At 45.8% G+C, this 14433-nt stretch carries 11 protein-coding genes; 7 read left to right on the top strand and 4 right to left on the bottom strand.

The annotated features are described in order from the left end of the window. Positions 1-2: 2 nt before the first annotated feature. The gene (locus tag R2S67_RS21515; protein WP_257888568.1) at positions 3-926 is read right to left on the bottom strand and encodes a D-2-hydroxyacid dehydrogenase; all 924 of its coding nucleotides are present in this window, start codon (positions 924-926) and stop codon (positions 3-5) included. Positions 927-992: 66 nt separating this feature from the next. On the opposite strand from R2S67_RS21515, the gene R2S67_RS21510 reads away from it, so the two are divergent. Continuing rightward, positions 993-1580: a YjaG family protein gene (locus R2S67_RS21510; protein WP_005382520.1), complete on the top strand. Its 588-nt coding sequence runs from the start codon at positions 993-995 to the stop codon at positions 1578-1580. Between the two features lie 80 nt (positions 1581-1660). On the opposite strand, the gene R2S67_RS21505 is transcribed toward R2S67_RS21510, so the two are convergent. Continuing rightward, positions 1661-2794, bottom strand: a complete 1134-nt coding sequence (locus R2S67_RS21505) for a hemolysin family protein (protein WP_005397285.1) — start codon at positions 2792-2794, stop codon at positions 1661-1663. A gap of 253 nt (positions 2795-3047) precedes the next feature. On the opposite strand from R2S67_RS21505, the gene hupA reads away from it, so the two are divergent. Beyond that, positions 3048-3320, top strand: a complete 273-nt coding sequence (gene hupA, locus R2S67_RS21500; protein WP_005382524.1) for a nucleoid-associated protein HU-alpha — start codon at positions 3048-3050, stop codon at positions 3318-3320. A gap of 39 nt (positions 3321-3359) precedes the next feature. Continuing rightward, positions 3360-4058: a DUF1481 domain-containing protein gene (locus R2S67_RS21495; protein WP_046874617.1), complete on the top strand. Its 699-nt coding sequence runs from the start codon at positions 3360-3362 to the stop codon at positions 4056-4058. Between the two features lie 83 nt (positions 4059-4141). Here the strand turns inward: R2S67_RS21495 and purD are convergent, their stop codons facing one another. Beyond that, positions 4142-5431 carry a phosphoribosylamine--glycine ligase gene (gene purD, locus R2S67_RS21490; protein WP_317347005.1) on the bottom strand — a complete coding sequence of 430 codons (1290 nt, stop codon included), beginning with the start codon at positions 5429-5431 and terminating at the stop codon, positions 4142-4144. A 154-nt stretch (positions 5432-5585) separates the two neighbouring features. After that, positions 5586-7178: a bifunctional phosphoribosylaminoimidazolecarboxamide formyltransferase/IMP cyclohydrolase gene (purH, locus tag R2S67_RS21485; RefSeq protein WP_317347004.1), complete on the bottom strand. Its 1593-nt coding sequence runs from the start codon at positions 7176-7178 to the stop codon at positions 5586-5588. Between the two features lie 265 nt (positions 7179-7443). On the opposite strand from purH, the gene zntR reads away from it, so the two are divergent. From zntR to R2S67_RS21465, 4 genes are all read left to right on the top strand, one after another. Further along, entirely contained in the window at positions 7444-7842 is a 399-nt protein-coding gene (zntR, locus tag R2S67_RS21480; protein ID WP_005397290.1) for a Zn(2+)-responsive transcriptional regulator, read from the top strand. Between the two features lie 163 nt (positions 7843-8005). Further along, positions 8006-9574, top strand: a complete 1569-nt coding sequence (gene cadC / locus R2S67_RS21475) for a lysine decarboxylation/transport transcriptional activator CadC (protein ID WP_053808507.1) — start codon at positions 8006-8008, stop codon at positions 9572-9574. A gap of 691 nt (positions 9575-10265) precedes the next feature. After that, positions 10266-11609, top strand: a complete 1344-nt coding sequence (gene cadB, locus R2S67_RS21470; protein ID WP_005397292.1) for a cadaverine/lysine antiporter — start codon at positions 10266-10268, stop codon at positions 11607-11609. Between the two features lie 116 nt (positions 11610-11725). Beyond that, entirely contained in the window at positions 11726-13861 is a 2136-nt protein-coding gene (locus R2S67_RS21465) for a lysine decarboxylase CadA (protein WP_005451159.1), read from the top strand. Positions 13862-14433 lie beyond the last annotated feature (572 nt).

Here is a 14433-nt window from a genome sequence, read left to right as displayed (position 1 = left end):
TCTCAGTAACCCTTTTCGAAATCCACTTGATAATTTAATGAAAACCCATCGCGCCAGCGTAGATAGTTGTCAGCAAAAATCTCGATGACTTGCTCGGGAAAACTCAGCGCAGCAATGTGTGGAGTGATGGTGACTTGCGGTAGTTTCCAAAACGGATGCTCTACCGATAACGGCTCTTGCTCAAACACATCTAAGAAGGCGTGTTCTACCCAACGGTTTTTCAGAGCGAAGAGCAACCCTGTCTCATCCAGTACGTCGCCACGACCAACGTTAAACAATAACGTCTGATTTAGTTGGCTGAGCGTTTGACGATTAAGTAACTGTCGCGTCTCAGGTGTACTTGGTAGAGTATTCACAACGATGTCGGCTTGTTCAAATGCCTTACTTAGTTCATTGATATGAAAGGTCTGATGAAATTCGCCGCCTGAAGTCGGGATACCTGTTCGGTTAATACCGATAGTTTTTATTCCCATTGCTTTAGCTGCGTTGCCCAAATAACACCCAATGCTACCAGTACCGAGAATCACCATGGTTTTACTTTGTAATGATGTATAGAGGTGAGGCTGCCATCGTTTGTTTTGTTGTTGCTGGTGGTATCGGTTGAAGTGGCGGTAATGGGCAATACTGTAACCCAGCACATATTCGGCAATTAATGGGCCGAAAATACCGCGTACGTTGGTCAGTGTGTAATCTTGGCGCAGAGCCGGTGACATTAAAGCGTTCACCCCCGCAAATGTGGATTGCACCCACTCAAGCTGTGAAAACTCGTCTAACCTTTGTGATAGTAATGGTGGATCCGCCAGTACGATCTGAGCTTCTTCAGGTTGGTCGGTGAGGCAAAGATCGGGCAGATTTTTCTCTGCCAGTAACGTTTTGTAGGTGTCGCGATGCTCTGAGAGCAGGAAAATCTGATTTGAATGCGGCATTAACTTTTTTCCCTGTGATGAATCAAGTACACTTTCGCTGTTTTTTTCTTCAATGATTGAGTGACTATGCTTAAGAATCCTCTTCAGGTTCGTTTAGAAAAACTAGAACCTTGGCAACAAATTACCTTTATGGCGTGTCTGTGTGAACGCATGTATCCAAACTATGCGATGTTTTGTGAGAACACAGAATTTGCTGACCCGCGTGCTTACCGAGCGATTCTTGATAGTGTATGGGAAATTTTGACAGTTAAGAACGCGAAAATTAACTTCGAACGTCAATTAGAGAAGTTAGAAGAGTTGTTCCCAAGTGCGGATGAGTTCGATTTTTACGGGGTTTATCCAGCGATGGACGCGTGTCAGGGTTTGTCTACGTTACTGCATGGCCTATTGGACCGCGACTACCTTTTCGATTCAATGCTTAAAGTGAGCCAACAGTCGGTACAAACCGTTGCTGATCTAGAGCAAGCGCAAGGTGCAGAGCCAATCACCAACGACAATCAGAAAGAAAATGAAGCCGTATGTGAAGAATGGGACGTGCAGTGGGCTATTTTCCGTCCACTGCGTGAAGCGGTAGAGCGTGACATCAGCTTGATTAAAGATTTACGTGAAGAGTTACGTGAAGAAGGTGTGAGCAACATCGGTATCGCACTTTAATCGTTGAATAGATAGAAAAAAGGCATCCTAAATGGATGCCTTTTTGTTTGCGGCGTTTGAGCGGTTATGCCCAATGCGGATTACGATTCTTTAGAGCCTGGTTTTGTCGCTTCTTGAGTTTCTGGCTCCTTGTGATGCTTCTCCAGTTCTTCCTCTTCTTCATCGTCATCGCGGCTTTCGATTACGCCGTGCATCTCTTTCCAACTTTCCCAACGTTGGTAAGCCAGCTCCTGCATGTCGGTACTTTTATCCGCTTCATCGATGATTTCTTCACCCACGAGGTGTTCAAAAATATCCTCCAACGTCACCAAGCCTTGCACAGTACCGTATTCGTCAACGACAAGGGCTAGCTGTAGGCGATGAGTCATCATTTGGTCAAACACTTTCGGTAACGTCGTGTTGTTTAGCACCACTTGAATCGGGCGCATGATTGCTCCCAGTTGTTTCTGTCCACAACCTGATTGTTGGAGTTTGAACAACTCAAGGCGGTGCACAAAACCAATGATGTTGTCTTTCTGCTCGCTATAAACCAATGGGCGTGAGAAAGGCGTATCCTTGTGTTTTTCTAGGAACTCATTGATGGTCATCGTGGCATCGATACGGAATACCACAGGACGTGGCGTCATAACCTGCGTTACAGGTACATCTTGGATGCCCAGCAGGTTGCTTAAGATTTTTGATTCACCCTCGGCAAATTCACCGCTTTCACGTGCCAGAATCGCCATTGCCGACAGTTCATCACGCATCTTGGGTGCTTCGTGGTTACGAGCAAGACGCTTGGTGATTTGCTCTGAAAACCATACGAATGGCGTTAGCGCCCATACCATCCAGCGTAATGCGACTGCCGCGGTTGGCGCCAATTGACGCCAGTATGTTGCGCCAATTGTTTTCGGTACGATTTCTGAAAGCACCAAGATCGCCAGTGTGAGCACTGCCGAAAAGATACCTAACGCTTCGCTACCAAATACCACCGCAGCTTGTGCACCAGCAGTGGCCGCGCCGATGGTATGAGCGATGGTATTTAGAGTTAGAATGGATGCCAATGGTCGGTCGATATCTGATTTTAGCTTAGCCAGTTGCCCAGCTGCGGGATGCCCCTGTTGATTGAGCTGCGCAATGTAGCTCGGACTGATACTCAGCAGTACCGCCTCCAGCACCGAACAGATAAACGAAATGCCGATTGCAATAGAGATATAAATGGATAACAGCAGCATAGTTGCCCTTGAATGTAGTTTGATAGTGGTTATTTGCAGCTATTATAACCGCAAAAGTGCCTTATAAATTGGTCCAAATACCTTGGAAAGCAAGGGTTTTCAGGGGGTATGTGGTAACAAATTGTGAGTTATTACTCATATTATGGCTAAAAGTACGTCAGAAAATCGAAAGATCGCTTACAAACCTTTGCCAGATGGGGCATTTATGTTTTAGAGTGAGACGAATTCGATAACCTATGAGAAGGGAAACCTAATGAACAAGACCCAATTAATCGACTTTATCGCAGAGAAAGCAGACCTATCAAAAGCACAAGCAAAAGCTGCTCTTGAAGCGACTCTTGATGGTGTAACTGGTGCACTTAAAGAGGGTGACCAAGTTCAACTAATTGGTTTTGGTACATTCAAAGTAAACCACCGCGCTGCACGTACTGGTCGTAACCCTAAGACTGGTGACGAGATTCAAATCGCAGCAGCTAACGTACCTGCATTCGTAGCAGGTAAAGCGCTGAAAGAATCAGTAAACTAAGTTAGAATGCACCGAGGTATCCTGCCTCGGTGCAACTTCATGAAAAAACATCTACTCGCTTCACTTCTCTTATCTAGCTTTACCCTTTTTGGCTGTTCGTCGGTTGAAACTCCTAATTTAGAACAATTCACTCACTTCTCTGGCGGCAAAGTTGCTGGAGACGCAAGTAGCTTGTACTGGATGACCGAGAAACTCACTCGCGTGAGTACGGCAGCTGATTACGTAACGATGGGGGATAATGGCTGGTTTCAAAGTGACTACCGTTGGGATGAAGGTGAGCTTCGAGAGTTGATTCGAAAAGGTGAGCAAGTTGATACCAAGCAAGAGTTGGTGCCTTTTCAAATCCACATCCGTTTTAATAAAGATGGCGAAGCGGTTTACCAACAATATCGCGTTAATCGTAAAGTCTTACCACTTCAGCATGAACAATTAGAACGTTACAAGACAGAAGCGAATGATGTAGTGGCGTCGGTTAAGGCGCAGTCTCGTAACAGTCAGAGCCTCATTCAAGGTTATTGGAATGGCCAATCGTTTGAAACCTGCAAAGGTAAAGCGTTCTCGACACTCGAGTTTAATCAGACGTTGCCAAAATTTATTATCGAGCGTCTCTCATCTGTAGACAGTTACGTGGCTTTTGTCGGCAAGCAGTCACGAAATAAAGCAACGGTTGATGAACTGTTGATGCTCAATGATGATGACTTTGATTGTGTACCACGACCAGCATTGCTCGCTGAGTAAGCTTGGTGAGACTTACTAACTGACAGAGTAATAAAAAAGGCGCTGAATGCGCCTTTTGTTTTTTTAGCCAACTTAAGTTGTTTTTATTTTTCTTGCTCACGTGCAATCGCACGGTAGCCGATGTCACTGCGATGGAACATGCCGTCCCAACTGATCTGTTTTGCAAGCTCGTAAGCGCGTTGCTGCGCTTCTGATACGCTGTTGCCCAACGCAGTTGCACACAATACGCGACCACCATTTGTTACGATGTTGCCATCTTTATTGTCTGTACCCGCGTGGAAGACTTTCTCGCCTTCAATTTCAACTTGTGGCAGACCAGAGATCACATCGCCTTTGTTGTACGCTGCTGGGTAACCACCGGCTGCGAGTACGATACCAATCGACGCACGTGGATCCCATTTTGATTCAACTTGATCCAGTTTTTGGTCAATCGCAGCCAAGCAAAGATCAACCAGATCCGATTCCATACGCATCATGATTGGTTGTGTCTCTGGATCACCGAAGCGGCAGTTGTACTCGATCACTTTAGGCGTACCATCTTTGTCGATCATCAGACCCGCGTATAGGAAACCTGTGTATGGGTTACCTTCAGACGCCATGCCACGTACCGTTGGGTAAATGACTTCTTCCATGATGCGGTTGTGAATTTCTGGTGTGACCACAGGAGCTGGCGAGTACGCGCCCATGCCACCAGTGTTAGGACCTGTATCTTTGTCACCTACGCGTTTGTGATCTTGGCTGGTGGCCATTGGCAGAACGTTCTCACCATCCACCATCACGATGAAGCTTGCTTCTTCACCATCGAGGAACTCTTCGATAACCACGCGGCTGCCTGCGTCACCAAATGCGTTGCCTGCTAGCATGTCTTTGATTGCGTCTTCGGCTTCTTCTAGCGTCATTGCCACAATCACGCCTTTACCAGCCGCAAGGCCGTCGGCTTTCACCACAATCGGCACACCTTGCTCACGCACGTAAGCAAGCGCTGGTTCAATTTCTGTGAAGTTTGCGTAAGCACCGGTTGGGATTTGGTGACGAGCAAGGAAGTCTTTAGTAAACGCTTTAGAGCCTTCAAGCTGCGCTGCGGCTTGGGTAGGGCCAAAGATTGGTAAGCCCGCTTCGCGGAACGCATCCACCACACCAATAACCAATGGTGCTTCTGGGCCAACGATAGTCAGTTCAATTACCTTCTCTTTGGCGAAAGCAACAAGGCCAGCGATGTCTTCTACATCGATGTTTACGTTCTCTAGTTTTGGCTCTAGTGCCGTACCTGCGTTGCCTGGAGCAATGAAAATAGTCTCAACATTTGGGTTTTGCGCTGCTTTCCAGCCTAGCGCATGTTCACGACCGCCTGAACCAATGATTAAAACTCGCATATGAAAATCCTTAATCTTATAAATACTGTTTACTCAAAGTATTTGATGATGTGGCTAGGCAACAATTGAGCCCATCCCGGAAACATAGCCAGCTACGTAACCGGGGTGGCCGAAAGCAGTTAACAATGCCACAGTGCCAAATACGATGAGGAAATTAGTGGCGGAAGTGACGCATACCCGTGAAGATCATCGCCATGCCGTGCTCATCTGCTGCTGCGATAACTTCGTCGTCACGCATAGAGCCACCTGGCTGAATTACGCACTTAATGCCGGCTTCTGCTGCGGCATCGATACCGTCGCGGAATGGGAAGAAAGCGTCAGATGCCATTACGCTACCGGCAACTTCTAAGCCTTCATCTGCGGCTTTGATGCCGGCAATTTTCGCTGAGTAAACGCGGCTCATTTGGCCTGCGCCTACACCGATAGTCATGTCGCCTTTCGCGTAAACGATCGCGTTAGATTTCACGTATTTCGCTACTTTCCAGCAGAATAGGGCGTCTTTTAGCTCTTCTTCTGTCGGCTGACGTTTAGACACGACTTTAAGATCGTCTAGGCTTACCATGCCTTGGTCGCGGTCTTGAACCAGTAGACCACCGTTGACGCGTTTTACGTCAAAGCCCGTTGTCTTCGTTGACCACTCGCCACACTCTAGTAGACGTACGTTCTTCTTCGCTGCAACGATTTCAATCGCTTCAGCAGAAACAGAAGGTGCGATAATCACTTCAACGAATTGACGCTCAACGATAGCGCTAGCCGTTTTTGCATCTAGCTCTTGGTTGAATGCAATGATGCCGCCGAACGCTGACGTTGGGTCAGTTTGGTAAGCGCGGTTGTACGCTTCGATGATGTCTTTACCTAGCGCAACGCCACATGGGTTGGCGTGTTTTACGATTACACATGCAGGTTCGTTGAACTCTTTCACACACTCAAGTGCTGCGTCCGTGTCTGCAATGTTGTTGTAAGAGAGGGCTTTACCTTGGATTTGGCGAGCAGTAGAAACAGACGCTTCTTGTGGGTTTGCTTCAACGTAGAATGCAGCTGCTTGGTGGCTGTTCTCACCGTAGCGCATGTCTTGCTTCTTCTCGAATTGCTGGTTGAAAGTACGTGGGAATTTAGACTCTTCATCACCTTCTTTGTTCTCACCGTAAGATGGAACCATAGTGCCGAAGTAGTTTGCGATCATGCCATCGTAAGTCGCAGTGTGTTCGAATGCTGCGATAGCAAGGTCGAAACGAGTCTCTAGTGTTAGAGATTTCTCGTTCTCGTCCATTTCAGCGATAACGCGGTCGTAATCATGAGCGTTCACAACGATAGTCACGTCTTTGTGGTTTTTCGCTGCAGAGCGAACCATCGTTGGGCCGCCGATATCGATGTTTTCAACCGCGTCAGCTAGTGTACAGCCTTCTTTTGCAACGGTTTCTGCGAATGGGTATAGGTTAACAACGACCATGTCGATTGGATTGATGCCATGTTTTGCCATCACGTCGTCATCTTGACCACGACGACCAAGTACACCACCGTGAACTTTCGGGTGAAGCGTTTTAACGCGGCCGTCCATCATTTCTGGGAAACCTGTGTAGTCAGAGACTTCTGTTACTGCGATGCCTTGTTCGGCAAGTAGGCGTGCTGTACCACCAGTAGATAGGATATCGACACCGCGCTCAGCAAGAGCTTGTGCAAACTCAACAATACCTGTTTTGTCTGATACGCTGATAAGCGCACGGCGAATAGGACGAGCGTTATTCATGCTTCCATTTTCCTCAAATTCACGGAGTTAAAGATGTTTGCCAAAAATGAACTTGTTTTTACCTCTTGGGGTAAAATATTGGCCAGTTTTGGTAAAGACCTTTGCCGGATGTTTTCTGGTTAGAAAACAGTCTCCACATTTGATGGCGCGTATTCTAACCAATTTATTACAAAAAAGCTCGCGCAATCGTTTGGCATCTCAAAAATAATTGTGAAAAAGAGGTTCTTTAGCTTTAAAAGTAACGAGATAGTTAATAGGGAAAGTTATGTTTCAGATAGGTGAACTGGCAAAACGTTGTGGTGTGACGGCAGATACGCTGCGTTTTTATGAGAAAAACGCGCTGATAAAGCCCGCAGGTCGAAGTGAATCAGGTTATCGTCTCTATAATGAAGAGAATCAAAAGCAGGTACACTTCATCCTTAAAGGTAAAGAGCTGGGCCTGAGCCTGGATGAGATTAAAGAGCTACTAGAAATCAAACTAGAAGCAACAGAACACAGCTGTGCAGAGGTTAAAGCTATTACTTCTGCTAAGTTAGAGCTGATTGATGGAAAAATTAACGAGCTAACGAAAATTCGTCGAGCTTTGAAGAAGATCAATGATGCTTGCTGCGGTCATACGGATGATGATGCTACTCATTGTTCTATCCTTGCAGCACTTGAGTAGTCTCATTTCTGCATCACTTAACTTAAGTTTGCATTTTTGGCGGCTTGCTTTTCTAGGTGCACGCCGTTTTCCCACCTATAATCTCGCCTTTAGTTACCTGTTGGAATTGACCATTGTTTGATTCCTGCCGTAGCGCTGTCTGTAGATACGAGAGTTTTCATACATGGTTGGAGTCTATTTTCAAATCAATGACTGGGTTTTAAGCGTTGATGAAAATAAGCTGTATCGACAAGATAGGGAAGTTACTGTTGAGCCACGCTTAATTAATCTTCTGCATTTCCTAGCGGAGCATGCGAATGAGGTGTTCAATCGTGAGGAATTGATCCAATACGTTTGGGCAGGGGCGATTGTGACCGATCAAGTGGTGACTCAGTCCATTTTTGAGTTACGTAAATTACTGCGTGACGGTCGGGAAGAAAATACCAGCTACGTCATTACAGTGCCGAAACGTGGTTACAAGCTGGTGGCGAATGTGACCCCAATGACACTCGAGGAATTCCTCGCAAGTCGTCATTGTGATTCAGAAAGTCTTCCTCCTATTGTTGATGAACCAGAAGAAGAGACTCCACCTATCGCACCTGCCGTCACCTTTCCTGCAGGCCCTCTGACTCGCGCGGTCTGTGAGATGTCTAAAGAGAAAAAGGCCCCTCCGAAAAAAAATAAAATCAGTCCGTGGCGCCTGGGGATCATGAACTTCATCTGGATCAGTGTTTTGGTTGTGGTGATGGGTGTGTTTACCTACAAGCAATCGGAAGTGCGTATTACTCAAGCCATCGATACTCACCTTATCGAATTCAAGTTTCAAGATAACTTCACGAGCGAAGGGTTAAGCTACGACTTGGCAGACGGGTTTGCCCAAAAGTTGATGTCCGACATTGCTCAAGTGAGCGATTACCGAGTCATGCTAAAGAAGACGTCGTTTACCTCGGGTATTGTGCCGGGCAAATCGGTTGTGGTGCGGGTTCGTGAAAATGAGGGTGGCAGCTTTTTAGAGGTGGAATATCGGAATAACTCATCTGAAAAGGTGTTGTTTAGTCGTCAATACGCGTTAACCAGCAGCCATTTAAAGACAGTGCTTCAACAAGCGTCGTTAGACTTGATGCAAGTTCTGAAAGTGCCGGATGCCAAGCTGAAATCCACGATGCTGGTGGCGGGAATGCCAATTAACCCAGATGCTTTGGAGCTGTTTGTTCAAGCTAACCATTATCTCAATGTCTCGGATGCCAAGCAGTTTCGCCAAGGCGTCAACTTGCTGGAAAACATTTTAGAAATTGAGCCAGATAATGCTTACGTTCAGGCAGAGTTATTGATTGCTTACCACGTGCAGAAGGTGCTCGACTTTTCACAGGAGTTGAAGAAAGGGCGAGTGCAGCAGTTGAGTGACGCACTAGAAACTAACGTAAAAATGATGGTTGGGCCAATTCAACCGCGAATTTATGAAGCTTTAGCCCTGCACGAAACCATTATTGGTGACATGGCTTCAGCCAAGCAGCATCTTGGGCAGGCTTTGAGGTTACGTGATTCGGTGCTGTCTTATGTGATTCGTGGTAAGCACGCTGAATTGGATGGTGATCTGGATTTGGCCAGTGAGTCTTACAGCGAAGCTTTCTATATTGATACGTCGGTTGAGACGTACCTGCTGTGCGAAAACTTGGTCTTCCCAAGTAACATGAAGGCGATTGATTACGCCATGTATCGCGCTGTTCACCCTTCTGTCGTTCGAATGCTTTAATTCTCTCGCACTCAACGTCAGTCAAATACTAGCCCCTCATTTCGGTGAGGGGCTTTTTTGTAGCTGTCGAAAAGTGAAAAGGGTGGGCGGTGGGGTAATGACTTACGAAGGAGCCAGTAACGCAAGCTTGCAACGGGAAGACATATCCGGTTTTCTTCTCTATCTCTATCTCTATCTCTATCTCTATCTCTATCTCTATCTCTATCTCTATCTCTATTGATTGTATGGAGTGTCTGGCTGAGTTATGTGGCGAGAATGATTCTGATGCTTTCTTGGAGGCGAGATGAATATTGATGTGGGTCAAAAAGCGCGATCAGGGAGAGATTTATGGAATCAACAGTTCAGGGAATCAACCCTTCGGGACGGGGAAGTTGATTGAGGTTGATAATTTTTATCGCGATTACCAACGAGTTGATGAGAGTTTATCTATCGGTAGAAGGTTTGATGTTTTTCTTATAACTATATGAATAATATAGTTTTATGTTTTTGTGTTCATCATGTTTATCTCAACTTGATGTTGATGAACTAATCATTTTATTGATAACGCCAAGTTTATTTTTTTCCCAGTTTTTGGGCGTAGTCTTCACTTCGAAATTTAGCGAGGTCGAGCAGGTATCTACTTCATAGCATCTCGCTAATAACCGTTCAGTTTGAGTCACGTTGACTTGAGTAGAATAGATTTGGAGATGTTATGTCATCGAATACGAAAAAAATCGGCCTAATTGCCTGTACGGGTGTAGTAGCCGGTAACATGATGGGTAGTGGTATTGCACTGTTACCTTCTAGCCTAGCTTCAGTAGGTTCTGTTTCAATTTTCAGTTGGCTGATCTGTTTGATCGGTGCACTGAGCCTTGCGTTTGTTTACGCTCGTCTGGCAACCAAAAACCCTCAAGAAGGTGGTCCTATCGCTTATGCTGGCGAAGTTTCACCTGTCTTTGGTTTCCAAACGGGCGTGCTTTATTACCACGCGAACTGGATTGGTAACCTAGCTATTGCTATTACAGGTGTTTCTTACCTTTCAGTATTCTTCCCTGTGCTTAATGACCCAATCCCAGCAGGTATTGCGACGATTGCATCGGTATGGATCTTCACTTTCGTTAACCTACTTGGTGGTAGCTGGGTAAGCCGTCTATGTACGCTTGGTCTTGTTCTAATCCTCATTCCTGTTGTTGGTACAGCGGCGTTTGGTTGGACGCACTTCGACACTGCGCTATACAGCCAAAACTGGAACGTATCTGCGGGTACGGATAGCCATGCGATTGTGACTGCGGTTCTTATCTGTCTATGGTCATTCGTTGGTGTGGAATCAGCAGCAGTATCGACAGGTATGGTAGAAAATCCTAAACGTACTGTACCGCTAGCAACCATGCTGGGTACTGGTATCGCAGGTGTGATTTATATCCTATCAACTCAAATGATCAGCGGCATGTTCCCTGCTTCTGAAGTTGCGGCATCAGGTGCGCCATTTGCATTGGCAACCACTGAGCTATTCGGTAGCTGGACAGCACCATTCGTATCAGCATTCACAGCACTAGCATGTTTCACTTCGCTAGGTTCTTGGATGATGCTGGTGGGCGAGGCTGGTAAACGTGCAGCAAGCGATGGCAACTTCCCTAAAATCTACGGCGAAACTGACAAAAACGGTGTGCCTAAGAAAGGTCTAATTCTTGCGTCAATCAAGATGACTGCACTGATGGTTGTACTGATGTTCTTCAGCTCTAAAACAGCACACGCATCAGACCTGTTCAACCAGCTAACGACTGATGCAGTTCTACTAACTATGCTGCCTTACTTCTACTCAAGCATTAACTTGATTCGCTTCGAAGGTATGACAACACGCAACGGCTTCGTAATGCTGTTCTCTGGTGTAGCTTGTCTGTTCTGCTTCATTGCCCTTGCTGGTGCAGAAGGCGGTACGCTAACAGCAACCTTCATCGTGTCTCTCGTTATCTTGATGTTCTACAGCAAAAAAGCCGGCTTAGCTCAGTACATGAAGCTACACGCTGACGACATGCCTGCTCAAGCAAGCAACTAATCCCCAAACGCTGGCACTTCGGTGCCAGCCAATAAAAAACAAATTCACTCGGCGCTCACCTTACTCACTGCCTGTAAATGGCAGAGAGCGCCTTCATTCGCCTTGGAGATGTCCAAATGAATATTTTCGCTATCTTGAACCACATGGGTGTGTTCTTTAAAGAAGAGCCAGTTCGTCAACTTCACGCTGCTCTTGAGAAAGCGGGCTACGAAGTGGTTTACCCAGTAGATGATAAAGACTTGATCAAAATGATTGAGATGAACCCACGCATTTGCGGTGTGCTGTTCGACTGGGATAAATACTCACTAGAGCTATGTGAACGTATCAGCCAAATCAACGAAAAACTGCCTGTTCACGCATTTGCTAATGAACAGTCTACTCTAGATATTTCACTAACAGACCTACGTCTAAACGTGAGCTTCTTCGAATACGCTTTAGGTATGGCTGACGACATCGCTATCAAAATCAACCAAGCGACTGAGGCATACAAAGATGCCATCATGCCTCCATTCACTAAAGCGTTATTCAAATACGTAGAAGAAGGTAAATACACCTTCTGTACTCCAGGTCACATGGGCGGTACTGCATTCCAGAAAAGCCCTGCAGGTAGCATCTTCTACGATTTTTACGGTCCAAACACATTTAAAGCGGACGTATCAATCTCAATGCCTGAGCTAGGTTCTCTACTAGACCACTCAGGCCCACATAAAGATGCAGAAGAATACATTGCACGTACATTCAATGCAGACAGCTCGTACATCGTAACTAACGGTACGTCTACATCGAACAAAATCGTTGGTATGTACTCAGCACCTGCGGGCAGCACAGTACTGATTGACCGTAACTGTCACAAATCTCTGACTCACCTAATGATGATGAGCGACGTGACACCAATCTACTTCCGCCCAACTCGTAACGCATACGGCATCCTTGGTGGTATTCCACAAAGTGAATTCAGCCGCGATGTCATTGCAGAGAAAGTGGCGAAAACACCAGGTGCAACAGCACCAACTTACGCAGTAGTGACTAACTCAACTTACGATGGTCTGTTGTACAACACACAATTCATCAAAGAGTCGCTAGATTGTAAACACATCCACTTCGACAGTGCTTGGGTGCCTTACACTAACTTCAACCCAATTTACGAAGGTAAATGTGGTATGAGTGGTGAAGCGATGCCAGGCAAAGTGTTCTACGAAACACAATCAACACACAAACTGTTGGCAGCGTTCTCACAAGCTTCAATGATTCACGTGAAAGGTGACTTTGATAAAGAATCTTTCAACGAAGCATTCATGATGCACACTTCAACTTCACCTCAGTACGGCATTGTTGCTTCTACTGAAACTGCAGCGGCAATGATGCGCGGCAACACTGGTAAGAAGTTGATGCAAGACTCTATCGATCGCGCAATCCGCTTCCGTAAAGAGATCAAACGCCTAGAAGCAGAAAGCGACAGCTGGTTCTTCGATGTATGGCAACCAGAAAACATCGATACTACGGAATGTTGGAAACTAGACCCTAGCGACACGTGGCACGGCTTCAAGAACATGGATGACAACCACATGTATCTTGATCCAATCAAAGTAACGCTATTGACTCCTGGGATGAATAAAGAAGGCGAACTAGAAGAATCAGGTATTCCTGCTTCGCTGGTGGCTAAATTCCTAGACGAGCGCGGCATCGTGGTTGAGAAAACAGGCCCATACAACTTGTTGTTCCTATTCTCAATCGGTATCGACAAATCAAAAGCAATGCAATTGCTACGCGGTCTGACTGAATTTAAACGTGGCTACGACTTGAACCTAACCATCAAGAGCTTCCTTCCTTCGCTATATAACGAAGACCCAAGCTTCTATGAAGGCATGCGCGTTCAAGAACTAGCACAAGCAATTCACGACCTAACTAAGAAATACAACCTACCAGAGCTAATGTACAAAGCGTTCGATGTACTTCCAGAAATGAAAGTAACACCACACGCAGCATGGCAAGAAGAGCTTCGCGGTAACGTAGAAGAAATCAAACTGGAAGAAATGGTTGGTCGCGTAAGTGCGAACATGATCCTTCCTTACCCTCCAGGTGTGCCACTAGTACTTCCTGGTGAAATGGTGACTCAAGAGTCTCGCCCTGTACTGGACTTCCTAGAGATGCTTTGTGAGATCGGTGCGCATTACCCAGGTTTCGAAACCGACATCCACGGTCTGTACCAACAAAAAGATGGTAGCTACACCGTAAAAGTATTGAAGAACTAAGTTCCTCTCGAAGATGACGCCATTGGGAATGCAAGCATGCTCCACTCTTACGAGCTCAATGTGTCATCGAACAACCACGACATTTAGATATACCCCTAGCTAATCTGTCGTAAAAGAGAAGGGCAAGGATGCTCTGATCTTTTCTTCTATATAGAAGAAGCAATTTCCAAGACTTCACCTGAAGTACCCAAGTAAAAAGCAAAGACCAAAGAGCAGTTCGTCATCGTTCTGCTCTTTTTTTATCTTTTATACAGCAGGACGAAGAGAAAAAGCACGTTGAGCGAAGACCATTTGCGTCAATTGCATCAAATTTGAAGATCGTAATTCAGGTAGAAACGCCCTTTTTCTTGAGGAAAGATCCTTTTAAATGAGAGAAAATAGCCAAGATCGCTTGGTATATACACAAAGTGATTGCTATTTGTTCGGTTGAAAGTTTTTTTGCAAAAAACGCTTGTACTAATTTCTCAACTCCCTATACTGCGCATCCACCGACACGGAGTGAGACGAAAGTCACACAGCGAGTCGGAAGTGAGAGAAAAAGAAATTTGAAAAAATGCTTGACTCTCTCACGG

The organism is Vibrio sp. T13N, assembly GCF_032970445.1.
GTDB classification, from domain to species: Bacteria; Pseudomonadota; Gammaproteobacteria; order Enterobacterales; family Vibrionaceae; genus Vibrio; species Vibrio diabolicus.
The sequence above is the reverse complement of the archived record's forward strand: the minus strand, read 5'-3'. Positions and strand labels throughout refer to the sequence as shown.

Bases quoted from the DNA above. Each gene is read 5' to 3' on its own strand.
- R2S67_RS21515 (WP_257888568.1), bottom strand. From the start codon at position 926: ATGCCGCATTCAAATCAGATTTTCCTGCTCTCAGAGCATCGCGACACC.
- R2S67_RS21510 (WP_005382520.1), top strand. From the start codon at position 993: ATGCTTAAGAATCCTCTTCAGGTTCGTTTAGAAAAACTAGAACCTTGG.
- R2S67_RS21505 (WP_005397285.1), bottom strand. From the start codon at position 2,794: ATGCTGCTGTTATCCATTTATATCTCTATTGCAATCGGCATTTCGTTT.
- hupA (WP_005382524.1), top strand. From the start codon at position 3,048: ATGAACAAGACCCAATTAATCGACTTTATCGCAGAGAAAGCAGACCTA.
- R2S67_RS21495 (WP_046874617.1), top strand. From the start codon at position 3,360: ATGAAAAAACATCTACTCGCTTCACTTCTCTTATCTAGCTTTACCCTT.
- purD (WP_317347005.1), bottom strand. From the start codon at position 5,431: ATGCGAGTTTTAATCATTGGTTCAGGCGGTCGTGAACATGCGCTAGGC.
- purH (WP_317347004.1), bottom strand. From the start codon at position 7,178: ATGAATAACGCTCGTCCTATTCGCCGTGCGCTTATCAGCGTATCAGAC.
- zntR (WP_005397290.1), top strand. From the start codon at position 7,444: ATGTTTCAGATAGGTGAACTGGCAAAACGTTGTGGTGTGACGGCAGAT.
- cadC (WP_053808507.1), top strand. From the start codon at position 8,006: ATGGTTGGAGTCTATTTTCAAATCAATGACTGGGTTTTAAGCGTTGAT.
- cadB (WP_005397292.1), top strand. From the start codon at position 10,266: ATGTCATCGAATACGAAAAAAATCGGCCTAATTGCCTGTACGGGTGTA.
- R2S67_RS21465 (WP_005451159.1), top strand. From the start codon at position 11,726: ATGAATATTTTCGCTATCTTGAACCACATGGGTGTGTTCTTTAAAGAA.